Origin of the sequence: Paenibacillus sp. FSL R7-0333 (assembly GCF_038000365.1) — a bacterium.
Lineage (GTDB): Bacteria > Bacillota > Bacilli > Paenibacillales > Paenibacillaceae > Paenibacillus_AQ > Paenibacillus_AQ silagei.
On the sequence record NZ_JBBOBZ010000001.1, the window covers coordinates 1,882,613 to 1,909,527 of the forward strand.

22 protein-coding genes and 1 pseudogene are annotated in these 26,915 nt (G+C 44.4%); 17 read left to right on the plus strand and 6 right to left on the minus strand.

Annotation, left to right across the window (positions count from 1 at the left end; all coding sequences use genetic code 11):
• Nucleotides 1-84 precede the first annotated feature (84 nt).
• Nucleotides 85-828, minus strand: a complete 744-nt coding sequence (locus tag MKY86_RS07695) for an MBL fold metallo-hydrolase (RefSeq protein WP_076079878.1) — start codon at nucleotides 826-828, stop codon at nucleotides 85-87.
• Between the two features lie 124 nt (nucleotides 829-952).
• Here MKY86_RS07695 and MKY86_RS07700 point away from each other — a divergent pair, with 124 nt between their 5' ends.
• Nucleotides 953-1,261: a Uma2 family endonuclease gene (locus MKY86_RS07700; protein WP_340827781.1), complete on the plus strand. Its 309-nt coding sequence runs from the start codon at nucleotides 953-955 to the stop codon at nucleotides 1,259-1,261.
• Between the two features lie 107 nt (nucleotides 1,262-1,368).
• Here MKY86_RS07700 and MKY86_RS07705 read toward each other — a convergent pair whose 3' ends face one another.
• Entirely contained in the window at nucleotides 1,369-2,766 is a 1,398-nt protein-coding gene (locus MKY86_RS07705) for a SpoVR family protein (RefSeq protein ID WP_340826684.1), read from the minus strand.
• Nucleotides 2,767-3,378: 612 nt separating this feature from the next.
• Here MKY86_RS07705 and MKY86_RS07710 point away from each other — a divergent pair.
• The 7 genes from MKY86_RS07710 to MKY86_RS07740 all read left to right on the plus strand — a co-directional run bounded on the left by MKY86_RS07710 (nucleotide 3,379) and on the right by MKY86_RS07740 (nucleotide 12,753).
• Complete coding sequence (locus MKY86_RS07710; protein ID WP_076086658.1) at nucleotides 3,379-4,020, plus strand: hypothetical protein; 642 nt, start codon at nucleotides 3,379-3,381, stop codon at nucleotides 4,018-4,020.
• Complete coding sequence (locus tag MKY86_RS07715; RefSeq protein ID WP_076086661.1) at nucleotides 4,007-4,807, plus strand: DUF6884 domain-containing protein; 801 nt, start codon at nucleotides 4,007-4,009, stop codon at nucleotides 4,805-4,807. The genes MKY86_RS07710 and MKY86_RS07715 overlap by 14 nt, the downstream gene beginning before the upstream one ends.
• 5 nt (nucleotides 4,808-4,812) lie before the next feature.
• Nucleotides 4,813-5,868, plus strand: coding sequence for a hypothetical protein (locus tag MKY86_RS07720; RefSeq protein ID WP_076086664.1), 1,056 nt, complete (start codon nucleotides 4,813-4,815; stop codon nucleotides 5,866-5,868).
• Between the two features lie 329 nt (nucleotides 5,869-6,197).
• Nucleotides 6,198-8,558, plus strand: a complete 2,361-nt coding sequence (hsdR, locus tag MKY86_RS07725; protein ID WP_076086667.1) for an EcoAI/FtnUII family type I restriction enzme subunit R — start codon at nucleotides 6,198-6,200, stop codon at nucleotides 8,556-8,558.
• Between the two features lie 36 nt (nucleotides 8,559-8,594).
• Entirely contained in the window at nucleotides 8,595-10,064 is a 1,470-nt protein-coding gene (locus MKY86_RS07730) for a class I SAM-dependent DNA methyltransferase (RefSeq protein WP_076086670.1), read from the plus strand.
• A gap of 1 nt (nucleotide 10,065) precedes the next feature.
• Nucleotides 10,066-11,490 (plus strand): restriction endonuclease subunit S, encoded by a 1,425-nt coding sequence (locus tag MKY86_RS07735; RefSeq protein ID WP_076086673.1) that lies wholly within the window; start codon nucleotides 10,066-10,068, stop codon nucleotides 11,488-11,490.
• A 348-nt stretch (nucleotides 11,491-11,838) separates the two neighbouring features.
• Nucleotides 11,839-12,753 carry an AbaSI family restriction endonuclease gene (locus MKY86_RS07740; RefSeq protein WP_076086676.1) on the plus strand — a complete coding sequence of 305 codons (915 nt, stop codon included), beginning with the start codon at nucleotides 11,839-11,841 and terminating at the stop codon, nucleotides 12,751-12,753.
• A gap of 449 nt (nucleotides 12,754-13,202) precedes the next feature.
• Here MKY86_RS07740 and MKY86_RS07745 read toward each other — a convergent pair.
• A pseudogene (locus MKY86_RS07745) lies at nucleotides 13,203-14,033 on the minus strand (SpoVR family protein); the annotation flags it as partial.
• Nucleotides 14,034-14,189: 156 nt separating this feature from the next.
• Nucleotides 14,190-14,495, minus strand: a complete 306-nt coding sequence (locus MKY86_RS07750; protein WP_076079128.1) for a hypothetical protein — start codon at nucleotides 14,493-14,495, stop codon at nucleotides 14,190-14,192.
• Nucleotides 14,496-14,636: 141 nt separating this feature from the next.
• Here MKY86_RS07750 and MKY86_RS07755 point away from each other — a divergent pair, with 141 nt between their 5' ends.
• From MKY86_RS07755 to MKY86_RS07765, 3 genes are all read left to right on the plus strand, one after another.
• On the plus strand, nucleotides 14,637-15,116 hold the full coding sequence (locus tag MKY86_RS07755; RefSeq protein WP_076079127.1) for a hypothetical protein: 480 nt from the start codon (nucleotides 14,637-14,639) through the stop codon (nucleotides 15,114-15,116).
• A gap of 252 nt (nucleotides 15,117-15,368) precedes the next feature.
• Nucleotides 15,369-16,190, plus strand: a complete 822-nt coding sequence (locus tag MKY86_RS07760) for an oxidoreductase (protein ID WP_076079126.1) — start codon at nucleotides 15,369-15,371, stop codon at nucleotides 16,188-16,190.
• 83 nt (nucleotides 16,191-16,273) lie between these two features.
• Entirely contained in the window at nucleotides 16,274-16,948 is a 675-nt protein-coding gene (locus tag MKY86_RS07765) for a TetR family transcriptional regulator (RefSeq protein ID WP_076079125.1), read from the plus strand.
• A gap of 124 nt (nucleotides 16,949-17,072) precedes the next feature.
• On the opposite strand, the gene MKY86_RS07770 is transcribed toward MKY86_RS07765, so the two are convergent.
• The gene (locus MKY86_RS07770) at nucleotides 17,073-17,990 is read right to left on the minus strand and encodes an ArsR/SmtB family transcription factor (protein ID WP_076079124.1); all 918 of its coding nucleotides are present in this window, start codon (nucleotides 17,988-17,990) and stop codon (nucleotides 17,073-17,075) included.
• A gap of 227 nt (nucleotides 17,991-18,217) precedes the next feature.
• Between MKY86_RS07770 and MKY86_RS07775 the strand changes: the two genes are divergently transcribed.
• The 3 genes from MKY86_RS07775 (at nucleotide 18,218) to MKY86_RS07785 (ending at nucleotide 21,914) form a co-directional block, all read left to right on the plus strand.
• On the plus strand, nucleotides 18,218-20,014 hold the full coding sequence (locus MKY86_RS07775) for a glycoside hydrolase family 2 protein (protein ID WP_076079123.1): 1,797 nt from the start codon (nucleotides 18,218-18,220) through the stop codon (nucleotides 20,012-20,014).
• A 32-nt stretch (nucleotides 20,015-20,046) separates the two neighbouring features.
• Entirely contained in the window at nucleotides 20,047-21,165 is a 1,119-nt protein-coding gene (locus tag MKY86_RS07780) for a glycoside hydrolase family 88/105 protein (protein ID WP_076079122.1), read from the plus strand.
• A gap of 119 nt (nucleotides 21,166-21,284) precedes the next feature.
• Nucleotides 21,285-21,914 (plus strand): hypothetical protein, encoded by a 630-nt coding sequence (locus MKY86_RS07785; protein ID WP_076079121.1) that lies wholly within the window; start codon nucleotides 21,285-21,287, stop codon nucleotides 21,912-21,914.
• Between the two features lie 315 nt (nucleotides 21,915-22,229).
• On the opposite strand, the gene MKY86_RS07790 is transcribed toward MKY86_RS07785, so the two are convergent.
• Nucleotides 22,230-24,482 (minus strand): FAD-dependent oxidoreductase, encoded by a 2,253-nt coding sequence (locus MKY86_RS07790; RefSeq protein WP_076079120.1) that lies wholly within the window; start codon nucleotides 24,480-24,482, stop codon nucleotides 22,230-22,232.
• A gap of 137 nt (nucleotides 24,483-24,619) precedes the next feature.
• Here MKY86_RS07790 and MKY86_RS07795 point away from each other — a divergent pair, with 137 nt between their 5' ends.
• The 3 genes from MKY86_RS07795 to MKY86_RS07805 all read left to right on the plus strand — a co-directional run bounded on the left by MKY86_RS07795 (nucleotide 24,620) and on the right by MKY86_RS07805 (nucleotide 26,726).
• Nucleotides 24,620-25,417, plus strand: coding sequence for an AraC family transcriptional regulator (locus tag MKY86_RS07795; protein WP_076079119.1), 798 nt, complete (start codon nucleotides 24,620-24,622; stop codon nucleotides 25,415-25,417).
• Between the two features lie 103 nt (nucleotides 25,418-25,520).
• The gene (locus MKY86_RS07800) at nucleotides 25,521-26,297 is read left to right on the plus strand and encodes a GNAT family N-acetyltransferase (RefSeq protein ID WP_076079118.1); all 777 of its coding nucleotides are present in this window, start codon (nucleotides 25,521-25,523) and stop codon (nucleotides 26,295-26,297) included.
• Between the two features lie 60 nt (nucleotides 26,298-26,357).
• Entirely contained in the window at nucleotides 26,358-26,726 is a 369-nt protein-coding gene (locus tag MKY86_RS07805) for a hypothetical protein (RefSeq protein ID WP_076079117.1), read from the plus strand.
• Nucleotides 26,727-26,915 lie beyond the last annotated feature (189 nt).

A 26,915-nucleotide genomic window follows, 5' to 3' on the forward strand; every position in this document is an offset into this window, starting at 1 on the left:
GCGATGGGAAGCGGGGATTTATTATTTTCTGGGCAACACGCTTGTCATACTTTTCGACATTTCTTTAGTATTTGTTTAAGCCGTTTACGCTTTCCTGACAAGCTCTTGGAGCTGGTCATTAACGTTACCCTTACATAATCCTCCGTGATAACAAATAACCGATGTAATGTCGAAGTCTAAATATTTTTCTAGGGAACGGAAAGCTGTGTTCATATCCGGTGTGGAATGCGGGTGGGGTCCCCTCAAGATGCCTTCCACACTGAACATTGCATCACCAACAACAAGGGTTTTGCTTTGTTTCAAATAAAGACTAATATGTCCAGGCGTATGCCCAGGTGTAAAGATAACTTGAATTCCCCCGCAATACGGAAGCTCTTGTCTGTCAGCTAAGGTTCTGTCAACTTTGGCCTTAGGAGAGTTCTCTAATAAGTAGGCTACTACTTTCAAACGTTCGTCTTCCGGAAGGAATTCTAATTGCCAAGCCATACTTTCGAGATTCACTTTCATAAGGGGGAATTGGCCTTCAATATATGGTTTATCCAGCTCATGAGCGTATACTTTAATATCTCCATCAAGTTCCTGCAGGATTTCAGGAAGACTGCCGATATGGTCAATATCTTGATGAGTTAAAATGATTGCTTTCAACTTATCCATGGAGACTCCACACTCTTTCATGGCTGAACGTATTTGCTCGAATTGACCGGGTGTGCCGGTATCAATTAAAACAGCAGCTTCATCGTCCCAAATCAGGGTAGGATTCAATTCTTGACGACTGCCGAATACTTCAACCTGCAATTCCAGCATTTCTACTCCATTCGAAATTTTCATCTTTTCTTCTCTCCTATTATATGAATTAGTACTCTTTATTATATAAACGAATTGGAGCCATCTAAAGATACGGGGGCACTGAGTATTCGCAGCCATTCATGTTTTAATTCAGTTACACTCCACTCTGTCTGTAGTCTGTTCGAAGAATCAGATTTCCAAGAACGGCTGCCACGGCGCACCTAATCTGATTATCGAAGTGTTATCTCCGTCAACGGCACTCAAGGACTTTAATGAGAAGTTCAATCTGTACCAGAAGTATGGCGTACAGGAATATTGGATCGTCGATCCCGGCAATCGTACGGTTCATGTATATACGCTTCTGGATGGCGTATATCAGGTACGGGACTTATATTCGGAGCAGGATAGCGTGCGGTCGAATGTGTTTAGAGATTTTCAGATACCGCTTGGCAAGCTGTTTGACTTGGAAGTCTAATACTACAAGTAGAAACGGATTCGCCGTCTTATATTTTCAAATAAGCCGCAGTTGAATTGCATTTCGCAATCCGCCTGCGGCCTATTAGACGAGCATATACATATTACCTACATAAACTTCCGCTGCACCTTCTTACCGTCATAGGTAAAAAGGGCTTTTTTGTCTTCGACAACAGTCTGCAGATGCACGGTCCGGCCCCAGAGGGCGTAGATATGCGGGAGCGTGCGCTCCAGATATTTCAGATCCAGCTCGATGCTCTCATAGCGGTGGGCAATCAAGAGTTCGCCGTTCCGCTCATAATCGGCATCCTGGACGACGAGGTACGGGGAGCCACCGTTGACCCGGGCCAGCACCAGCTGGTCGCGCACATTCTCCCAGGCTTTATCGGTGATTTTCCATTCCGGGCCTTTTTTCTCGAAAACATAGAGGTCGAGGTCATTCACCAGCTCCTTCGACAGATAACTGCGGATGAAGGAGAGGTCGGAATCCAGTTCGCGCACCTCGAACATTTTGTCCCGGTCCCAGCGGCGCTCGATATCCTCGAAAATCTTCAGCCCCAGGTAGTACGGATTCAGGCTCTGGCGGGAGGGCTGCACCACCGATGAATTCAGCTTGGCGTATTCGACCGTCTCTTCGGCGGTAAGGTCCAGCTCGCGCATAATCCGCTGATGCCAGTAGGAGGCCCAGCCTTCGTTCATGATCTTGGTCTCCATCTGCGGCCAGAAATAGAGCATCTCGTCATGCAGCATCGTCATGATGTCGCGCTGCCAGTCCTCCAGGGCGGTGGAGTATTGCTGAATGAACCAGACGATGTCCTTTTCCGGCTCCGGGGGGAAGGTGCGTTTGCCAGCGGTTTCCGGCACTGGCGGGACGTCATCATTCTTTTCCAGATCCCACAGCTCACTGTAAGCATTAGCCGGTCCAGGCCCGCCGGGAGGGGAGTCCTTGCGCTCCTTCATCTTGGCTTCGAGCAGATGGGTCTTGCCCAGCTTGCGCGGCTGGATCAGGCTGGGATCGATATGCTCTTGGATCGCCAGTACCGAATCTATGAAGCCCTCCACCGTATCAGTGCCGTAGGTGACTGAATAATCATTGATCCGGTCGGCAGTGGCTGCCATGCTCTCGACCATATCCCGGTTGGACATGGAGAAGCGCATATTGTTCTTGAAGAAATCGCAGTGCGCCAGAACATGCGCGACAATCAGCTTGTTCTGCACCAGGGAGTTGCCGTCAAGCAGAAAGGCATAACAGGGGTTAGAGTTAATGACCAGCTCATAAATTTTGCTCAGGCCGAAATCGTATTGAGCCTTCATTTTATGAAAAGTCTTGCCAAAGCTCCAGTGCCCGAACCGGGTAGGCATCCCGTACGCACCGAAGGTGTAAATAATATCCGCCGGACATATCTCATAACGCATCGGATAAAAGTCGAGCCCGAACCCGGAAGCAATCTCCGTAATCTCGGCAATCGACCGCTCCAGCGCTTTAATCTCATCATCACCGGGCATGCATCCATCTCTCCTTCCAGCTTGTGAACCGTTCTTCCTATATATATGGGGGGAGGGGTGGGAGTATGATGGGCATGCGTGCTGCATGAGGGGATAGAAAAGTTATTGTACAAAAAATAGCCTAACCTACAGCGAATATGCTGAGAGGTTAGGATACCCGAGCGTAAGTGGTCCAGAGAACCTTGTAATGGTCAGATCTCATTCTGTTTCTCTTTCAGTAATTGTGCAAACTCATTTTCGCTGTCACTGTATGTGGAAATTCCATTGTCACGGTCATTTTTGGACTTACAAAGCTGGGAAAGGACATCTTCATCTTTAAAAATTACTGAAGTCATTCGCTTCTTTTGTTCATCTGTAAATGTAGGCTATTCATCTTTTCTTTGCAGCGTAACGTTGAATCCAAAGTTTTCTTCGATCAGTTGGACCAAATCTTTAAGGTCTACGTAAGATTTCCCCTGAAAGCTCTGTTCCAGTTGTTCCTTGGAAATGGACATTCTGCTCACCTTCCTTTCGCTCACTATATCATAAACCAATAGCAATCTTATTGTGTTAAGATTACATTTATTAACACTTGAAAAACGGGTTTTGTAGATCAATAGGGGGTCAATCTATATGAGCCAACAATGTTGTATTTTGCATGAGATCGTTAATAAAATGATTCGATATCACTTTCCCTTTGAGGACAACATCATCCCCAGAAATGGGGTCTATTTGCTCTTTGAAACAGGGGAATACGGGCATGACGCAGATCGGATTGTTCGAATTGGTACCCACACAGGCCCTAATCAACTCAGGTCGCGTTTGAAGCAGCATTTTGTTCAGGAGAATAAGGATAGAAGTATTTTTCGTAAGAACATAGGCAGGTGCTTGCTGAATCAAGACAAAGATCCATACGCAAGTGTATGGGAACTCGATTTTACAACTAGGGAAGCTAAGCTTAATAATGGTCATTTAATAGATTCAGCATATCAGTCAACTATAGAGGGCAGGGTTAGTGACTATATTCAGAAGCATTTCTCATTTTGTGTGCTGGCTGTAGAGAATAAACCAGAGCGCTTATCCTTGAAATCCAGGCTGATATCTACGATATCATTATGTGATGAGTGTGCTCCTTCTGTTGAATGGCTTGGAATGTCATCACCCCATGAGAAAATAAGAAGAAGTGGACTTTGGCAAGTGAACGAGTTGTATAAAGAACCATTGAATAACCAAGATTTTGATAAAATAGAGGTGCTCGCCAGTGAATCAAGATAAATCGCTTTGTATTATTCCTTGCGGTGCCGCGAAGATATGGGATAAGCAGCCTTCAATTGGACCTGTAGAAGCGCAAAACGTTTATACAGGTGTTTTTGCGGTGGCCTGTCAAAGATATGCTAAAACCTTCTTCGATCATTGGGTAATTCTGTCTGCAAAATATGGTTTTCTATATCCTGAGGATGTTATTCCAGAAGACTATAACGTGTCTTTCATTAATACTTCCAGTGAGACTATTCAAATCGCTCAGTTGAAAGAGCAGACTGAAAGAAAGGGATTATTCAAATATAAGGAGATCACAGTGCTGGGCGGCAAGCATTATGCAGATCGAGTTAAGGCTGTATTTAATCAAGGACAGGAATTGTTCTTTCCTCTAAGCGATTGTACGGGGATCGGCTATATGCTGCAAAGGTTGACCCGAGCGCTGGAAGGACAGGAGGCGTTGTCTGTTGATTCACTGGAGTCACCGCCTGAAGTTATTGTACGGCCTACTTTGAAAAAATATAGAAATCAGCCAATGAATCTTACGGAGAATAATGTTGGGAAATATGTTTCACTTTATCAATATTTATTGAGTGTCGAAGGCAAGCAAGTGATCATGAGTATAGACCAAATCGAAATGGTACTAGGCTTTTCGCTTCCTGTATCTGCCTGTAAATATCGTCCGTGGTGGGCTAATACGTTGACGAATACACAGGCTAAATCTTGGCTATACGCTGGATGGGGAGTGGATTCAGTTACGCTTGGAGAAAAGACTTTATTCAGAAAAATAGGTGATGAGGTGTAGCTCTGTTGAAAATAGAAATCGGAGAATCCTTGATGCTCTCATGGCTGAGACATGCAAAGAATTGTCAGCTTGTTCAGTTGAACTGGAAGCCATCGGTGAAGTCGTGGGAAATTCATAATGAAGCAGTCGTCGAAAGTATGATGAAAGATGCAGACCTATATTTTAAAGAGAAATATAGCCTTGATTTGTTTAAGCAGAACAGTTCATTCTCCCAACTACTCCAACAGGCGGAGATTGATGCTCTGGGCTTAGAAGTAGGAGGGGAGAAAGGTGTTCAAAACATATATGGTATTGATGTAGCTTTTCATGAGAATGGCTTGAATTACGGCTTCAAGGAAGAAACGATATCCAGAGTACTGAAGAAAATGATTCGCACTGCTATGGCGATCCATGGCTACTTCAATTTGAATGTTGGAAATATTATATTTGCTGCTCCAAAAATATATGGTGCAATATGTGAGCCGCTGCAACTCTACATAGCCGAACTCCAGGATCTGTTCCATGCAAAAGGTCTAGATTTTCGTTTTGAGCTTCTGTGCAATGAAGACTTCAAGGAGAAAATCTTCAATGTGGTTACAGCCTTATCCAATTCTGTGTCTGATACTTCGGAGCTGTTTATGCGAAGTATACAAATGTATAATCTTTTTGCAGATGATAAGCAGCCAGTAGGCCTACCGAAATCGCCAGTAAAAGTAAAGAAATTACCTGCTGATTTTAAAGGATCTGAGGAAATAAAAATTGGTGCTTTGGTCAGATCCAGTTTTGAGCGACTGATTGCAGATGATCTATTAACAGAGCGCGAAGTTGAGCGGTTGCAGCGACTGGACTACGCCAAGAGGACATTTAATATCACTTATCCTGTATTGAAAAAAGTCGACCCTACCCTTTCTTTAATCGAACAACGAAATATTAACGGACGGCCGAGATTTTACAGTGATCCATATTCGATCTATGGTTATGATTATCTATTATGTAATCATTGGGTGGAGAACCTCAGCAGAAGTTATTTCGATGCTTGGCTAAGACGTATAGATGAAACAAATGTAGGGGACTCAATTTGAGTCCTCATTTTTTTATACTCCCATTGTATATAGACATGCTATTATGAACTTAGGAATATTTTCCTATGAATCATTTTACATTTTACGAATAAAGCATCCAGAGGTGAATGGAGTAAGGAAGATGTTACTCAAGATATATATTTAAGAAGGGATCACTGAAGAATAAAGGGATTTTTTAGTCTGGATATGCAACAAGTCCATAAATTCAAACTGGATTGTCGTAGTGATCATTGTGAACCATTTACGATAGTTAGTAATATACATAACCACTTTTAATAAGAACTTCATAATATTCATCCAGGTGAAATCAGAGGGAAAGGATTGAGCACATGGCAAAGAGAGATTTATCTGAAGAAGATATCAAAGCCAGATATATCACACCAGCAATTACTAACGCAGGATGGGAATTAAAAAAACAAATTCGAATGGAATATCCTTTTACGGACGGAAGAATCATTCTGCGTGGAAATATCACTACCAGAGGCAAGCGGAAACGGGCAGATTATGTTCTGTTCTATAAGAACAACTTTCCTCTGGCGGTCATTGAAGCAAAAGATAATAATCATCCAGTTGGTGCGGGGCTGCAGCAGGCCATTAGCTATGCAAAAGCACTTGACATCTATTATGTTTATGCTTCCAACGGGGATGGATTTGTTGAACAAAATTTAATCACTGGTGAAGTAAGTGAACTAAGGCTTGAGGAGTTCCCCTCGCCAGAGGATTTATATAGAAGATACCTAAAGGATAAGAATGTAACTGATGCAGAAGAAAAAGTGCTTCTTGAACCTTATTATTATGTGCCGAATTACAAGACCCCTAGATATTATCAGCGTGTAGCTATTAATCGAACTGTGGATGCAGTAGCAAAGGGACAAGATCGAGTATTATTGGTATGTGCCACTGGAACAGGTAAAACCTTCATGTCATTTCAAATTATATACAGACTTTGGAAAGCTGGCTTAAAGAAAAAGATATTATTTTTAGCGGACCGAAATGTATTGGTTGACCAAACGATATCTGGTGATTTCAAGCCATTTGGCGGTAAGATGACAAAGGTTGAAAACAGAACTCTAGACAGTTCTTATGAGATTTATCTTGCCTTATACCAGCAGCTTTCAGGGGATGACGGACAAGAAGCCTACCTGCAATTCCAACCGAATTTCTTCGATCTGATTGTTATAGACGAGTGTCATAGAGGCAGCGCGAAAGAGGATTCTGCATGGAGAAAAATCCTGGATTACTTTTCATCAGCCACACATGTAGGGTGTACTGCCACTCCTGTTGAAACGAAGGTAGCCTCAAGCCAAACTTACTTTGGTGAGCCTATTTATGAGTATTCTTTAAAGCAGGGGATTGATGATGGCTTCTTAGCACCATATAAAGTGATAAGAATTGGCCTTGATAAAGACCTTGAAGGCTATCGGCCAGAGATTGGAAAAGTCGATAAACATGGATATGAAATCGAGGATAGAGAATATAATGTCAAGGATTACGACAGAACCTTGGTTATTGACGACAGGACGAGGGTGATTGCAGCCAAGATTACTGAGTTTTTAAAGAAGACAGACAGATTTAGCAAAACTATTGTTTTCTGTGTGGATATTGAACACGCGGAGCGAATGCGACAAGCTCTGATTAATGCAAACAAGGATTTGTATGCTGCAAATAATAAATATATCATGCGTATAACAGGGGATAATGATGAAGGGAAAGCGCAACTGGAATATTTCATTGACGAAGAAAGTACATACCCTGTTATTGCAGTTACCAGCAAATTAATGACCACTGGTGTGGATGCGAAAATGTGTAAATTGATTGTGCTGGACAACAATTTTGGTGATAATGGAATGACCGAGTTTAAACAAATTATCGGAAGAGGAACAAGGCTTCTCGAAGAATACGGGAAGACCTATTTCACGATCATGGATTTTCGTAATGCCAGCAGATTATTTGCTGATCCATCATTTGATGGGAAGCCAGAAGTCGTATTGGAGATTAATGGCGATGAGCCAGTAATCGAGCCAATTGAAGAATTTTTTTATGAAACAGATAGTTACAATAATGCAGGTGGCGTCATTGAAACAGAAGGGGATTACAACACAGACGGTTTTGATGATAAATACAAACCTAAAAAGTATTATATTGGTGATGTTGTCGTAAAGGTCCTTTCAGAAAGGGTTCAATATCTGGATAAGGATGGTAAGCTTATTACCGAGAGTCTTATAGATTATACTAAGAAAAATATCCTGCAACAATACGCAAGGCTAGATGATTTTCTTAGAAAATGGACAGAAGCGCAAAAAAAACAAGCTATCATTGACGAATTAAAAGATGAAGGCGTTTTGCTGGATGCGGTAAGAGAAGAATTGGGCAAAACAGAACTGGATGATTTCGATTTGATTTGTCATCTAGCCTATGATAAACCACCTCTAACCAAAGCTGAAAGAGCAAACAACGTAAAAAAACGTCATTATCTTTATAAGTATTCTGAATTAGCACAGCAAGTATTAGAAACATTGCTTGATAAGTATGCCGATGAAGGCATCAAGGAAATTGAAGAAACCAAAGTGCTCCAACTCAAGGAATTCTCCAAATTCGGAAGTCCTATGAAGATAGTCAAGGCCTTCGGTGGAAAAGATGCGTACCAGAAGGCGGTTCAGGAATTAGAGAATGAGATTTATTACGCATAACACCATAAACCAACACGACGAGGCAGGTAAACAAGAATGGCAGTAACTAATTTTGTTAAAAGAATTCAAGACGTTATGAGAAATGATGCAGGGATTAATGGCGATGCTCAACGGATTGAACAAATCGTCTGGATTCTATTTCTAAAAATTTTTGATGCAAAAGAAGAGGCATGGGAACTGTACGATGATAATTACAAATCAATCATTCCCGAGGGCTTAAAGTGGAGAGATTGGGCTGTAGATGAGAAAGATGGTCAAGCACTTACTGGCGATTCTTTATTAACCTTTGTTAACAACACGCTCTTCCCGACCCTTAAAAATCTTGAAATTGATGATGAAACACCTATGAACCAGGTCATTGTGAAATATGCATTTGAAGATGCCAACAACTATCAAAAGGATGGCGTGTTGCTGCGGCAAGTTATAAATATCATTGGTGAGATTGATTTTACAGAATACGAAGAACGCCATACTTTTGGTACGATTTACGAATCTTTCTTAAAAGATTTGCAAAGTGCAGGTAACGCAGGGGAGTTCTATACTCCAAGAGCGGTAACCGATTTTATGGTAGAAGTGATTAAGCCGATTCTAGGCGAAAGAATTGGGGACTTTGCTTGTGGTACAGGTGGATTCTTAGTTTCTGCTCTAAATGACCTAGAGAAGCAGGTTGGCAACTCCCTTGAAAACAGGGAGATTTACAATAACTCTGTTTATGGAGTGGAGAAGAAAGCACTACCGCACATTCTATGTGTTACCAACATGCTGCTGCATGATATTGACAACCCAAACATCATTCATGGCAATACGTTAGAAACGGATTACAAGGAATATAGGAAGATGGAGCAGTTTGATGTAGTCCTTATGAATCCGCCTTATGGTGGCAATGAAAAGGATAGCGTAAAAGTCAATTTCCCATCAGACCTTAGAAGCTCTGAGACTGCCGACTTATTCATCAACATCATCATGTACAGGCTTAAGAAAAACGGAAGATGTGCCATCATTCTTCCAGACGGATTCCTGTTTGGAACGGATAATGCCAAAATCAATATTAAAAAGAAATTAATTGGGGAGTTCAATCTCCACACTGTTGTGAGGTTACCTCATAGTGTATTTGCTCCCTATACGTCGATCACAACGAATATTTTGTTCTTCGACAACACGCATCCAACAAAAGAGACTTGGTTTTATCGCCTGGATATGCCAGAAGGTTATAAGAACTTCTCGAAGACAAAACCGATGAAGCTGGAGCATTTTGAACCAGCCTTATCTTGGTGGGTCGCACGAGAAGAAATCCAAGTTGATGGGTTCCCAAAGGCTAAGAAATATACAGTTAATGAGATAGCCGCCTTAAACTATAACATTGACTTGTGCGGATTTCCCCATGAGGAAGAAATTATTTTAGAGCCAATGGATTTGATCCATCAGTATCAAGAAAAAAGAGCTTCACTCAATGCTGAAATCGATCATGTGCTAGAGCAGATTACTTTTATGCTTGGAGGTAATTAGGATGAATGCACAGGATTTGAAAAATAGTATTCTCCAATTGGCGATTCAAGGAAAGCTTGTTGAGCAAAGAGAAGAAGAGGGAACTGCGAAAGAACTGCTAAAACAGATTAATGCAGAAAAAGAGCAGTTGATAAAAAGGGGAAAGCCAATACCAGGAATCACAGAGAATGACATACCGTTTGACATTCCTGAAAGTTGGGAATGGGTGAGGTTAGGGGAAGTTATATTATTAACATCAGGTCAAGATATGACACCAAATAAATATAAGGATACAAAAGTGGGTGTTCCATATTTGACAGGGGCTAGTAACATAGTTGATGGTAGACTAGTTATTAATAGATGGACAAATGAACCAAAGTCTATTGCATTGAAAGGTGACTTATTATTAACATGTAAAGGAACTGTTGGGACTACAACAATTTTACAAGAAGAAGAAGTTCATATCGCCAGACAGATCATGTCTTTAAGAACATTTATTATGGATATTGAATATATACATATATTCATTAAAAGTTATGTAAATACGTTAAAGGCTAAAGCTAAAAGTATGATACCTGGAATCGAAAGAAAAAATGTGCTTGAGGCTGTGATTCCTATTCCCCCACTAGAAGAACAAAAGCGAATCGTTGCCAAGATTGAAGCATTAATGCCTTATGTTGAAAAATACGGTGAAGCCCATTCAAAATTAGAGGTGTTTAATAAGAAGTTTCCAGAGGATATGCAGAAATCCATTTTGCAATATGCTATCCAGGGGAAATTGGTTGAACAACGAGAAGAAGAGGGTACTGCCGAAGCATTGTATCAGCATATTCAAGAAGAAAAAGTTAAGCTGATTAAGGAAAACAAGATTAAGAAGGAAAAGCCACTGCCAGTAATAACAGAGGATGAGATACCTTTCGAAATTCCAGAGAGTTGGAAGTGGGTGAGATTACAACAAATTGGAGAATTGAGCCGAGGAAAATCAAAACACAGACCTAGGAACGATGTTAAGATATTTGAAAATGGTACATTCCCTATGATACAAACTGGAGATGTTGCTAGAGCCGATGAAATTATTACTCAGTACACTACTATGTATAACGAATTAGGTGTTGCACAGAGTAGGGTATGGCAAAAAGGAACAGTTTGTTTGACGATTGCAGCTAATATTGGCGATGTTGCAATTTTGGGATTTGATGCATGTTTTCCTGATAGTGTTGTAGGGTTTAATGCATACCACCCTATTGACACGAATATGTATTTCTTATACGTGTTAATGTGTTATAAAGATATACTTGATAAAATGTCACGTTCAACGGCGCAAAAAAATATTAATATTGAAATTCTTTCAAAGGTAGCATTCCCATTACCGCCACTTGCTGAACAGAAAAGGATAGTTGAAAAAATTAAAGAAATGATGCCATATTGTAAGCAAGTTAATAAATAGTTTGCTTGATATTCGATTTTCCAAAGCTCCAATGATGACTTGATAAACAGACGCCAATCATCAGGCCTCTGTTTATTTCTTTAGGACTCAATACAGATCAGATTCATAAGGATTTTCAACATAACTTTTATATTCTTGATTACATCGAATGTATTCTTATTACAAGAAAGAACTTCATAAAATACATCAAATCCTTTGAAGTCCTTTTTTAAGTATAGAATACATGAGTTCTATCACTGTACCCAAATAAGGTTTATCTTCATTCAGTATTAATTTACACTAAGAGTAAATCAGTTGCTCAGAGCCGAAAGTTTACACATTTAGGAATAAAACTGGAGGTACAAGGAAGTGGATAAACGGGATTATTTAGTTAAAACTTTATCGCGAACTAAGAGAAAGGATTATGAAAACTACATTATCAATGCGATTTGGCATAAGCTTGATAATATGGAGTTGAAACCTGTAAGTCAACAATATGTAAAGCGTAAAGATGGTGGACATGCTCTAATGGATATCTACTTTCCACAACTCCAGGTAGCGATAGAAGTGGATGAATCGTATCACAAAAATAATCAAGAGGCAGACAAATTACGTATGGATGACATAATTGCCGCAGTTAATGAAAATGAAAATACTGATTTTATCTGCTTAAGAATCGATGCATCGCAGCCAATAGAAGCGATTAATAAACGAATTATTGAAGTCGTTTCAATTATTAAAAACAAAGCGTCAAAGATACAATTAAAGTGGTTGACATATGAAGAAGAACTGAGCCAAATCAAACAGCAAGAGTACTTATCTGTTTATGATAATGTGTCGTTTAAACAAATAACAGATATAGCCAACAATGTTTTTGATAAAGGTTATATAGGGTTTCAAAGAAGTGGTTTCCGAGTGTCCAATACACTATGGGTTTGGTGTCCAAAGCTATCTGTTATTGTTGATGAAGATGCTAAGTCCGCTGCAAGAGGATGGTTAAATTTTTTATCTGATGATTGGACTTATATTGATGAGTCACATGAAAATCAAACTGAAGACGAAAGAATGGCTCTCATTAAAGATGACTTCAGGTTAAATAAGGAAAGGGCAGTTTTTGCAAATTATAGAGATAGTTTAGGTATAAAACGTTACAGATTTGTCGGGATATTCAAATGTTCAGGCTTGTCACCTGATAACAAAAATTATATAAGATATAGCCGTATCGACGATAAAACTAAAGTCTTTAGGGCAGGAGCATTACGTGAAGAACATGGCACAAATTAACCAAATGATTAACTAGTTCAGAGCTTGTCCCTTATAAATCAAGGTCAGGGACGTTTGCAGCAACCCATCCACATATTCAATTTTCATGCTGCACGACTCTCCGCAACCCACGAAGAGTACGAATCTCAACCTTCAGTTGTTGTTTGCGGTATGCGACACAATCAACCATCCTTAGACTGCAGCAATTCTTTTGTCGCTTCTTTCGGGTCCTGAAGAGCACGAATCAGTGCGACTTCATCAACACACTTGGTGTTACCTCCGTTATGTGAGGCAAGGATTTGCAGCTTTACGTATTGATCGAGATAGATCTGCCGAACTTCTTCCCATTACATTACTGGTACCTAAAATCGGGCTTGTCCTTTTATTGTATCAGATTATTTGCCATTAAAAAGCTCTCCAAAACGATGAATATCGTTCACGGAGAGCCTTTTTTCGTAAGCACCTTGGAGATACGAGGCCCAGCCTTCGTTCATGATCTTCGTCTCCATCTGCGGCCAGAAATACAGCATCTCGTCATGCAGCATCGTCATGATGTCGCGCTGCCAGTCCTCCAGAGCGGTGGAGTATTGCTGGATGAACCAGACGATATCTTTTTCCGGCTCCGGGGGAAAAGCACGCTTACCAGCGGCCTCCGGCGCAGGGTCCTCAGTTTCCTTTTTCTCCAAATCCCACAGCTCGCTGTAGGCACTAGTCGGTGATGAATTGCCAGGATGGGCGTCCTTGCGTTCCTTCATTTTGGCTTCAAGCAGATGGGTCTTGCCCAGCTTGCGCGGCTGGATCAGGCTGGGATCGATATGCTCCTGGATCGCCAGCACGGAATCAATGAAGCTCTCAACGGTGTCTGTGCCATAGGTGACGGAGTAATCATTGATGCGGTCGGCGGTGGCTGACATACTCTCAACCATATCACGGTTGGACATGGAGAAGCGCATATTGTTCTTGAAGAAGTCGCAGTGCGCCAGCACATGCGCAACAATCAGCTTGTTCTGCACCAGAGAGTTGCCGTCAAGCAGAAAGGCGTAGCACGGATTAGAGTTGATGACCAGCTCATAAATTTTGCTCAGGCCGAAATCGTATTGAGCCTTCATTTTATGAAAAGTCTTGCCAAAGCTCCAGTGCCCGAACCGGGTGGGCATCCCGTACACACCGAAGGTATAAATAATATCCGCCGGACATATCTCATAACGCATCGGATAGAAATCGAGCCCAAACCCGGAAGCAATCTCCGTGATCTCGGCAATCGACCGCTCCAGCGCTTTAATCTCATCATCACCGGGCATGCATCCATCTCTCCTTCCAGCTTGTGAACCGTTCTTCCTATGTATATGGGGGGAGGGGAGGGAGTATGATGGGCATGCGCGCTGCATGAGGGGATAGAAGTGTTATTGTACAAAAAATAGCCTAACCACAGCGAAGATGCTCGGAGATTAAGCTATTTATTCATTTTGGGTCTTGTAGAGTAGTTGGGCAAACTCTTCTTCGCTATTACTGTAAGTCGAAATTCCAACTCTGCGATCCTTCTCAGCTTGTTGAAGTTGGTAGAGAACAGCTTCATCTTTGAATATGACCGAGGCCATTTGCTTCTTTTGTTCGTCTGTAAGTGTTCTAGTCATTCGAGCTGCTCTAGGTCTTTTAAAGGCACGAATCTCAACCTTCAAATCTTCATTTGCGGTATGCGACGCAAGGATTTGCAACTTAGCATATTGATTAGGATAAATCTTACGTACCTCTTCCCATTGCATGGCTGGCACCTCTCCAGTTGGGTTTGTTCTTTTATTGTATCCGATTAGAACATAAACTGATGTTCACATTTGTTCAATAGTTTAGTGAATATAATATTTTATTGCAGGAAATAATTATTGGTATAGAAAGGGAGGGATAATATGTTTAACAAAATATACTTAATAGCCTTTGCAGTAACTATAATTTCAGGAGTGGAATTAATATCGAGTTTAAAAGCAGACACCTATCCAGAAATGTTTGCCGTGAATAAGACAGATCAAAACCTTGTTAACAGTAATTTTTCAACAAATAACGTGAAATCTGTAGAATCCGAAGAACCAGTAAAAAACGTAGAATCCGTAGAATCAAAAATCGCAAAAGGGTATTCTAGTCAATTCTATACACCTCATGGCATGTTCGTGCGAGCAGAGGAACAAAGTATCTTTAAGGAATCGGAGATAGCAAGAAAAATAGATGAAATCGGGCCTAATACGAATCAACTGATTTTTGAAGACGCGTTTTTTCTAAAAGTAGATGAAGCAGAATTTCATAAAAATTATCCCAATTCGTTGCTCTTAGGTAAAACCTTAAATGATGAAAACCCGACTGATACTGATGTTCCATCAAGTTCATCAAAATAGTAATTTCATTTCATAAAGAAGGAGCCATTGTTTTTCGACAAAGGCTCTTTCTTCGCGTTCAGGTTTACTTTAATCATTGACATATCCGTAAGGCTATGACATTCGCGAAAATAACCGTAGTGTCTTTTTTTGATCTATAAAAAACGGGGCGTTGACAATCGACTATAAGTCAATTATTATTGACTCGCAGTCATTGACTTTTAGTCAATTACAGTTGATAGACTTATTTTATATTTGAGGGAGGTTTTTACTATGAGCAGAAAGGTTATTCTAATCACCGGCGCTTCATCGGGAATCGGCAAAGAAACGGCCAGGAAGCTTCTATCTGAAGGTTACATTGTCTATGCTGCGGCAAGACGGGTGGAACACATGCAGGAGCTCAAGGATTTAGGGGCAATAACGGTGAAAATGGACATTTCAGAGGAGAAAGATATTAAGGCATGTGTCGATACCATCATTAAGGAACAGGGCAGAATTGATGTACTCTTCAATAACGCCGGATATGCTCTTTACGGAAGCGTGGAGGAGGTCAGTCTGAGCGATGCGCGGTATCAGTTTGAGGTGAATCTCTTTGGTCTTTCTTGTGTAACACAGCTTGTTCTGCCTTACATGAGGAAGCAAGGAAGCGGGAAAATTATCAGTACCTCCTCTGTTGCCGGTAAAATTCACGCTCCGCTCGGCGCATGGTATCATGCAAGCAAACACGCGCTGGAAGGGTGGTCGGACTGCCTGCGGCTCGAAGTGAAGAAATTCGGCATAGACGTTGTTCTTATTGAACCGGGGTCGATCGAAACGGAATTCGCCCAGGTGTCGGGAGCGCCGATGCTGAAGAACTCCGGAAACGGACCCTACAAAGAGCTGGCAATGGCGGTTGCGAAGGTGCATCACAATTCATATAAACCGGGGGCAGCGTTGTCCCCTTCAGTTGTGGCAGAGAAGGTACTGCAGGCGATTCAAGCCCAAAAACCTAAAACAAGAATTGCCCTTGGGAAAATGGCCAAGCCCGCGATCATAATGAGCAGAGTGCTCAGTGACAGAGCGATGGACAGTATGGTCATGAGTATGATGAAGTAGACATTAGACCTTTACAATATACGTGTAAAGCCATACCATTGACTTGGAGTCAATCCGGGTATTTGAAGATCGGGGGTGATGGTATGAAAAGAGCAATGACGGACAGTGCCAAGGCTGAGAAGGCCAAACTAATTCTGGATGCAGCTTATGAAATCTATAAGATGAATCCGTTCGAAAAAATCAAAATGACCGATATCGCTAAAGCGGCAAAGGTGTCAAATGGAACCCTTTTCTATTACTACAGCACCAAAGAAACTCTGTTTATGGAAATAGTGTTCAGGGAATACGAGCAGCGATTTAAGAAGTTTGAAGACCTGCTGCTACCCATAGAAATGATGACCTATAGTGAGTTTAAAGTGCTGTTCTTGAAAGAGATGGAGAGTATTCTGGATCAGGATTCCGTCTTTATCCGCTTGATTGCCATTAAGAGTACCATCCTGGAGAAAAATGTGGATTATGATACGACCATCAAGGGTAGTCTGGGTCTGTTCCATTTATTGGATGACATCGTCCGGTTATTGAGCGAAAGATTGGAGCTTATCACAGCGGAATCTTATTATGAATTGCTGCAGGCGCAAAATGCAATAATTATCGGTTATGCGAATGCAGCCAGTTTTCCCGCGGCCATGCTCCAGGTTCTCGCCGAACATAAGCTAGACGGCTTCAAGATGGATTTCAAAAGGGATGCCCTCAAGGCTATGGAATATTATTTAGATGGTGTATATGAACGTGAGCGTCTGAAGCGCACCGCCGAATAGGTGAAACGAACAGCTGTAACTCTCCGGTAACAAAAAGCTCTCCAAAACGATCCCGCATCGTTCCTGGAGAGCCTTTTTACGTGCGCATTGTTGGTGAGTCGAAGCCCAGCCCCCAAACTTCCCTTTATTCCGCCTCCGTATAGAACAGTTTAAGCAGAATATTCTGCGGATAATTTCCAAAGTGCTCCCCGAAGATGGTAAGTCCGCCTTTGTTAGTAGAATGCTCATCAATACCAATCTTCAGCTTGATGAAGGGGGAGTCTTCGATCTTTAGATGGGCGAGTGTGACTGATGATATTTTCTGACCGTCTATTCCAGTATCCTTCTTGGTGACTCTTAAATGCTTCAAAAGGCCGTACTGGCTTAGTTCGTTATCCCACCAGTTTGGTGTTAATTTCCCGCGCACATCTGAAAAATTACCCGGAGCTGTCCAGGTGCCTAAAAAAACATCGTTGATATAAAAGGCGATATCACTTGGCCAATTATTGTTGGACCCAGGAAACTCTGAAGATAGCTCCAAGGATAACTCTAATAATTCTGCAGTAAAATTTCGGTTGAAATCATTCGGAATCATATATTCAACGAAGCCCTCCGCAAACCAAACTAAAGAAGCATTGATCCGGTCATTGGAGACGAAGGTCCGTTGATCATCTAGCTTGCCGATAATTTTAGCCTGGCTGGCTAATCCGCAGGTAGGGGTGACCGAAAAATTAGAATAGTATCCCAGCTTGATTTCATTCGTAATTACTTTAAATGGAAGATGGAGCTTTTGCGGTAAATTGAGTGCAATATGATCTACCGCAACAATGAAATTCTTCTTTCGGCTGTCGGCAGCCTCCAGGTTGTCCTGGAGCTTGATGATCTTGGCATCCTCCAGTAACCGGATATGGCGTGAGACGATCGCTTTGCTTAAGTTAAGCTTTGTGGCGAGCTCACTGACCGTAAGCGGTGTATGTAACAATAGTCTGAGAATCGAAGCTCTGGTGTCAGATGCCAGTGCCTTCAGAACAGAAATACCATGATCATCGAGTTCTAAGAACATATGGACCTCCAATTGTTAACTTTTTGGTTTACAATAAACGATCTGGTTAAGCGCTGATTTTATTTAGTATACCACAAAGTTGAAAATCAGGAATAACGCTGATATAGCCTTGAAAGAACGCTTTCATCATGATAGTATTTGCTTGCTTGCGGGGGAGATTTATTGCGATAACCACAAAGAAGTTAACTTTTATTGTTGTGGACTACTAAGATAGGAGCTGAAGCTAGATGACACACAGGATGGAATATCCGCGTCCGCAGTTCGTCAGAGACGCATGGCTTAACTTAAATGGAACCTGGCAATTTGAATTTGATGACAGCAATGAGGGAGCAACGCAGCGATGGTTTGATCCAGGTGAGAGCTTCAGTCAGACCATTGAAGTTCCCTTTGCGTTTCAGACCCCTGCCAGCGGAATACACGATACCACTTTTCATGACTATGTTTGGTATAAGCGCAATTTCACCCTCAATTCGGACTGGTATCAGAAGCGTGTGATATTACATTTTGGAGCGGTAGATTATCGGGCATGGGTGTATGTGAATGGTCATTATATCGGCGTGCATGAGGGTGGACACACTTCATTTTCTTTTGATATTACGCATGCCTTAACCGGTCAGGAGGAGCAGGTCACTGTTCATGTGGAGGACCCTTCAACGGATGAGACTATCCCTCGGGGCAAACAGTTCTGGCTTGAGAAGCCCGAAAGCATCTGGTATACCCGCACAACAGGGATTTGGCAGACCGTGTGGCTGGAGGCAGTCAACCCTGTGCATATTCAGCAGGTGAAGTTTACGCCCGATCTGGATCAAGGTAGCATTGGAATAGAAGTGAAATCGGAGGGACATGGATCAGAAGAATTAGATTTGGAACTTCGTATTTCTTTTGGCGGAGAACTGGTTATTCAGGACCGGGTACGATTGTTACAGCCTATAACACGCAGAATGGTAGATCTGTTTGGTCTGAAAATATTCCGCACAAACTTTCACCGCGCCGGCTGGACATGGAGCCCGGAAGCTCCTAATTTGTTCGATGTGGAAATGAAGCTGTACGATCACGGGGTTGAGGTGGACTCTATAGAGTCGTATTTCGGCATGCGGAAGGTTCATACAGAGGATGGTATGGTCTATCTGAATAACAAACCGTATTATCAAAAGCTTGTACTGGATCAGGGGTATTGGCAGGAAGGATTACTTACGGCGCCAACGGACGACCATCTGAAGAAGGATATTGAATTAGCCAAAGAATTAGGGTTCAACGGTTGCCGTAAGCATCAGAAGGTCGAGGACCCCCGGTTTTTATACTGGGCTGACCGGATAGGGTTCCTTGTATGGGGAGAATGTGCGGCGAACGCCTCTTACAATAATGATGCTGTAGCCCGGTTAACCAAAGAATGGATTGAGATTATTGACCGTGACTTCAATCATCCCTCGATTGTGGCCTGGGTCCCGCTTAACGAGAGCTGGGGAATTCCGCTGGTGAAATCGGATAAGCAGCAGCAGTATCACAGCTTAGCCATGTATAGTCTGATTCATTCCTTGGATAATACCCGGTTAGTGATATCGAATGACGGATGGGAAATGACGTTGACTGACATCTGTGCGGTACACAATTATCAGCATGGTAGAGCAGATGAGCCCGATAAGTATGAAGAGTTCAAGCGGATTCTTTCTACCAAAGATACCATGCTTGCTTCCAAGCCATCAGCCCGAAGTGTATATGCAGACGGATATGAGCATCAGGGCGAGCCCATCTTGTTAACTGAATTCGGTGGTATTAGCTATAAAGCTGGCGCGGACGATGGCTGGGGATATACCAGTGCACAATCTGCAGAGGATCTTGTTCTGGAATACGGAAGAATTATGAAAGCGGTATACGCGTCGAAGATTATTTACGGATATTGTTATACACAGTTAACAGATGTGGAGCAGGAGATTAACGGCCTGGTAGCCTATGACCGGACACCCAAATGCGACCTGTCGTTAATTAAAGAAATTAACGATCAATGGCATCTGCGGGCTATTTAACCGGGCTTATTTAATAATAAGGAGCTGATGGAATGATGACAAATGAACTATTGCTTCAAAAGATCGGTCTGGTCGTAGACAGGCTTATGAACCTGGGCGGCAGCGACTATGAAAAGGATAAAACCGTGGTTCAGGCCGATACCAGAGTAGGGATTGTGCAACGGGATTTCGGCATTGAAGAATGGGATTGGCCTCAGGGCGTAGGTCTTTATGGTCTTTATAAGCTGCAGAACTATTACGGCGATACGCGCTATATGGAATTCTTTCAGAGTTGGTATTCCCGTAACCTGGAGGCAGGCCTGCCTTCCAAAAACATTAATACAACAGCTCCCTATTTGCCTCTGGTGCTGCTCCTGGATCAGCTTGAGCCTTCCGGCGAACTGGAAGAGCTATGCCGGGAGCATGCGGATTGGCTCATTCATGAGCTGCCCAAGACCAAAGAAGGCGGCTTTCAGCATACGGTCACTGCCATCGGCAACCGGGATGGAATTCACCTGCACAATGGACAGCTGTGGATTGATACGCTCTTTATGGCGGTGCTGTTCCTGAACCAGGCGGGGCGTAAGTTCAACCGTCCGGAGTGGGCGCATGAGGCTGAACACCAGATTCTGCTCCATATCAAATATTTGTTCGACAAACATACCGGCCTGTTCTTCCACGGCTGGAGCTTCGAACGCAATGATAATTTCGGCAGCATCTTCTGGTGCCGCGGCAATTCCTGGTTCACGTATGGGATCGTTGATTATCTGGAAGCCTGCCAGGATTCGATTAGTCCGGGGTTCCGCCGGTTTCTGGTTGATACGTATACTGCTCAGGTCAATGCCCTGGTATCGCTCCAGGCCGCTTCCGGTCTGTGGCATACCGTCCTGCAGGACCCATCCAGCTATGAAGAGGTATCGGGGTCGGCAGCAATCGCCGCAGGGATTATCAAAGGCATCAAGGCCGGTATTCTGGATGCCTCCTATCAGGCTGCGGCAGACAAGGCTATTGAGTCGGTATGTCAAAATATAAGCGTAGATGGAACTGTGCTGAATGTGTCGGCCGGAACCGGTATGGGGATGGATAAGGAGCATTACAAGAACATTGCCCTCAGACCTATGGCCTACGGCCAGTCCTTGGCTCTTATTGCATTATATGAAGCGTTAAACTAAAGGGCAGAAAGCCTAATCCTTAAGCATTTATGCCAAAGGATTAGGCTTTTTTTCACAATAAACTATGTTAAGATTACGTTAATTAACACTTGGATATCGACGAACGGGAGGGATAAGTAATGACTGATTTTACAGCGATTCGGAACCTGTTCCACATTACGGAACCGTGCGGATTCGATAATGAATCGTTAACCCCGTGGCTGGAACGCTACGGGCATATTCCGCAGGTGTTGCGGGCGTATTATACGGAGCTTGGGGCCCACTCTGCATTGAACGCAACTCAGGATTTTCTGGTTCCGCCTCACAAATTTCCGCGTTATATGGAAGAAGATTACTGCATTTTTTATACCGAAAATCAAGAAGCCTGCGTGTGGGGAATCCGTGCAGCGGATATGAAGCTTGATAATCCTCCCGTCTATGTGCGCAGCGGAGCCGAATGGGAGCGCCTGCGTTCGTCTGTTAAGGAATTTTTGCTGGCCATGGCCCATTTGCAGGCAGTGCTGGCGATGGAGTATAGCAGCGAAGAATATTGGGATATCGATGAGGTTGTTGCGGAGCGAATTGAGCAGAACTTTCCATCCCGCCAAGCGGATTCAGATTTATACACGGGGGTTCGTTTTTTTGGCCGGCCGGGTGAATTGATTATGATTATGAACAACAACGGTGGCCATCTGCTAATGTTCGCGGCCGAAGACGAGGAACGCCTTGATGAATTGTACAACCTCTTTGAGCAGTGGACGGAGCAATAATCCCCGCCCCCAGCAAAAGTCCCATATACGCCAAACAAGGGCCTGACCGCAGTCAGGCCCCGCTCAACATACATCAAACAGTTTCCATCCCATTTGAACTGGAACAAAATTAAATTTGCAACTGTGGTGGAATCTGACTTCACAAAAGTAACATATACCGTATGGGTTCCTACCGCTGTTCCGGAATTGATCGGGATATTCTTAACTGACCATGTTTGCTATCCATACTTATTTTAGCTGTACTACCGAAGTCTACATTTTAAATGCTGTAGCCTTCCGCTTCAAATTTCAATGTGTTAAATTTAGTCCGCTCCCTTAACCATATACCCGCACCTCAATAATCTCCGCATACTGGCTTCCGTTAGTCGACTCAATCACAACGCGCAGGCGGCCAGTTGTCACAGCTTCGTTCAGCGTGTGTACCCGCTTGCGCTTGTGGTTGTCACGTTCCCCGGCAACTGAGGTCCATTTGCCGTCCAGGTAAGCTTCAATACGATACTCCTTAACGAGTGTTGGCAGGATTTCGTAAGGTGTAATATGATGATGCAGGTTGATCAGGTCCTCGTTGACATCGTCGTTGAAGGTAACGTGAACCTCGCGCAGAGTTACCGGCTCGTTCCAGGCCAGCTCTAGCCACTCCGGCTGACCGGAGGCCATCCGGTCAGAGGACCACATATGCGGACCGCCGTACGGGCGGAGGTAGCCGTCGATAACTTTATCCGCAGCGAAGGCACTCGTTATCCCGGACAGACGGAGGCACGGGGCTTTGTGATCGAATTTCTTTTTGTCCCACTGCACTACGGGCTGTGCAGGCGGATTCTCACCGAAATCCCGCGAGGCTGCGGGGGTTTCATTATGCCCGTAGGCGAGCATACCCGAAGCTGGCTCATCCGCCATATGCAGCGACAGTGCAGGATGGGCCTTCAAGATCAGGAACGCGTTGCGCGGTGACTCCGGCTGCCACTGAACCGGGAGCTTCACCCACTGGGCGGCTCCGGCCTGAACGGGAGCTGACGCGGACTGAATCAGCGTATGGGGAACATAGTTCTCGGGACGTCCGGTCTCCCATAGCTCGACCGTCAGCTCTGCGGCTTCGGCCGCATCGATCAGCAGCTCAATTCCGTCCAGCCCCGGATCGGCCGCAACGGTGATGCCGATGTTCGCTGTGAGCGGGACGCTGAACGCGGATTGCTCCACGCCGAACCGGGTCCGCTCGCTGGAAGCGCTGAGCGCAGCCTTCAGCGACAGATCGGCATCATCCTCGTTGCGTAGCCCGAGGACGGAAGCATCCTGGCGCAGCATCGTCTGCTGCAGCTCGTTCAGGTGGGTCGCATGCAGTTCGCGCGGCGATATTCCCTTGGCGGCGCAGAGTGCCGCGCCGATACCGGCGGCTTCGCCGATGACCGCGCAGGTAGCCATGACGCGAGTCGTGCCGAACGCTACATGCGAGGCGCTGATGTCGCGGCCGGCCATCAGCAGATTGCTGACGTTCACCGAATACAACGAACGGAACGGGATGTGATAGCTGCCGTCCGAATACATATGCTTCGAGCCTGACTCTGTAGCGTACACTCCCTGCGGCGGATGCAGGTCAATGGACCAGCCGCCGAACGCCACACGGTCCGGGAATTCGCGCTGGGCCAGGATATCGTTCTGATTCAGGACATAATCGCCAATGAACCGGCGGTACTCCCGCTTGCCCGGAGTCGAACCGACCCATTCCAGTGTCATGTTGTCAGCGTCGAATTTGCCGGAGTTCTTAATATAGTCCCAGATCCCGTAGATCACAGACCACAGCTCGTCGCGGATGGCCTCATTGTCATGAACAGTGTCCTGCTCGCCGCCGAATTCGATCCACCAGTAGGCGCAGCCGTTGTCGCCGCTGCGGATGATGCGGCGCTCGGCAATAGAGGTTTGTGTAATATCCTTTGCCATGGCTGGAGCGATATATTTGACCGGATGACCTGCGTCCTTGGTATAGAAGAGCAGTGTGCTGCCGAGCGTAATATCATCTGCGATTAACGGTGCCCATTCCTCATTATATTCTTCGCGTGCTTCACGGCCCAGCCGGTACTCTGCCCCTGCCAGGAAGCCTACCAGGCCATCCCCTGTACAGTCCAGAAAGACCGCGCTTTCAAAAGTAATTCTCCGCTCCGACCCCATCATCCACCCGGTCACGGACCGGATGCTCCGCTGGCCGCTGCCATCCTCGGAAGTATCGACCTCATGAACATCCGTGTTCAGAAACAGCTGAATGTTCGGCTCGGCCTTAACCGCTTCAAGCACAACCATATCCCAGAGATACGGATTGCCGTCTTTGTTGCGGTACTGGTTCTCCACAAACAGCTCGCCCATAATCCCCGTCTCACGGGCATACCGGTGAATGCCGTGCGAGGTTGCGCCGCATACCCATACCCGCACCTCACTGCTGGAGTTACCGCCGAGCACCGGACGGTTATTAATCAGCGCTACACGCTGGCCCAGCCGGGCTGCCGCAATCGCCGCGCATACCCCTGCCAGTCCGCCGCCTACCACAGTTACCTCCGTGTTGACCGTTTCACTACGCATTGTTGAACCTCTCCTTTGATGTATGTTAATATATCCGTAGTTTCATGATAGAATAATCAATAATCAAATGACATGCATATAATTTCTTGATTTATACACTTTATTTCATTGAATAATGCATCTAAGGAGCGTCAGACATGCGCATGAATTGGTCGGTTCGTCCGGCAGTCTATCTGTATTGGGAGCAGAAAAATCAGTTCCTGCTGGAGCACGACACCTACCCCGTGTGGACCTTATTTGCGGTGGAGCAGGGACAATTCGCTTACCGCTTCGGAGACCACGAAGGGGAAGGCGGGTCCGGGGATATCATTGTATGTCCGCCGGGGACAACCTTTTACCGGAGAACACTTAGTCCGTTGACCTTTCATTTCATACAATTCGAATGGGAGGAAGAGGAGGGACCGGAGGACGCCGCAACGCTTGGAGGCAGATGGACTGTCCGGGATGTGGAGCGCCTGATGTCTACCTGCCGCTATATGCGGAGTATCGGAAGAGGGATTCAGGAGGAGCCGGGCTATAGCCGGATGAAGCATATGCTGGAGGATTTGTGGAGGCTGCTTGAAATTGAGCGCAGCAGTGCATCCGAGGAACTGCGCTCTGGAGAGACAAGCCCGGGCCCGCTGATGCAACAGGCTAAGCAATGGCTGCTGGAGCATGCCTGTACACCTATGACCCTGCAGGAGCTGGCGGCTACCCTTGCTATTACACCGGTACAATTAACGCGGCGTTTCCGTGCAGCCTATGGGACGGCCCCTTCAGACTTCGTAACCGGACTCCGGCTCAGACGGGCCTGCCAGCTCTTAGAGGATTCAAGGTTGCCCATTGAGCTGATCGCCCAGCAGTGCGGTTACGAGAACGGCTTCTATCTGAGCCGGGTGTTCACGGCGAAGCTGGGATTAACACCATCCCGGTACCGTAAGCTGCACCGCGTATAATAATAACAATTGTATGAATCAACGAATTATATTATCATGTAATTAGCTGTTTATCTAATTTGTTGTAAACCATACTGTTTTCTCTAGAAAGGAACGTTTTGAAATGATCGAGAACGAAGCTTCTGCCATCGCCGCAAGAAATATAATGGATGCTGATCAAGATAACACTTTTCCCACATTTGCGTATTCGGTATTAGACCGTTACATTGACGGGGACATCATCATCGATAAGTCTTCGGCGCTGATCGGTACTTCTTCAGGCATTTATGCAGTGATGGGGGATGAGACTAATGATGATTTTGCACTCATGCTTATGCACGAATTCAAGCGCAGAGAGAAGCTTAATCAGAGGTTTACGTTATTTTCATCCTCTGAACGATGGGATCGAAGAATTAATGAGCTTTTAGGGGCGAAGCTGCAGCGGATGCAGAGGTATTCTTTTACATTCAATGGGCATCGTTTCATGCAATCGGGAAGAGCGGGTATACCGGATGGCTTCCGGCTGAACAGGACAAATGAGGAATCGCTTGAGGGACATAGAGAGTTCGATGCAGCGTACATCCGGAAATACTGGGGATCGGTGGAGCGTTTTGCGGACAAGGGCTTCGGTTTCTTTGTTACGGAACACGATGTATTTGCTGGGGAATGTGTCTCTATATTCTCGTCCGAACAGTACGCTGAAATTGATATAGTGACGAATCCTTTGTATAGGGGAAAGGGCGTGGCTCAATGTGTTGCCGAAGCTTTTATCCTGGAGTGCTTAGAACGTCAGATCACGCCAAGATGGGACTGTGGCCTTCACAATATTGCCTCTATCCGATTAGCGCAGAAACTACATTTTGCCGCTCCAGAGACCTATTCGCTCTATGTGAGGAAGTAGGGGTCCCAGTCCATGTGTTAATAAATGGGTATATAGATAGCTTAGGAAGGAGGCGATAACATGCTTAATCATTGGCATAGACTGTTTTTGCTGGTCTCAGTATTCTTATTGATTGCTGGCTGCGGCCCTACGAAAGCAGATGTCATTGATCAGCTGGTGTCCAAGGAAGAGAACGTACTTCACATGCATATATTCTCCAATTCACGGGATTGGGATAATGAAGTAAATGAGGTACATAATTCCGAGCCTGCGCTCGTGGAGCATATCCCGCATGTGACTGTGCATACAGAGGAGAAGAAGCTGAAGTGGCTGGAGGTACTGGGCCTGGAAGCGAAAAGGCCCGTAATTGTGATTTTTGATCATGAACAAATGGTCTATCACACAAGTGAGCCTGAACAATTAAGAGAGTATGCTAAGACGCTTGATTAAAATAATCTGATTCACTCATTTCAGCGGGCTACTACGAGAGTGAATTCTACACTTCCATAGTGCAGCGACAGTAAGGGATGTTATCCGTCCTCTGCTGTCGCTGTTTCTGTTTGCAGGACAAGAAAGTATAAAAAACAAGAAAAAGAACATAGAAAGCGCAAGAAAATTAAACTTATACGAACTATAATG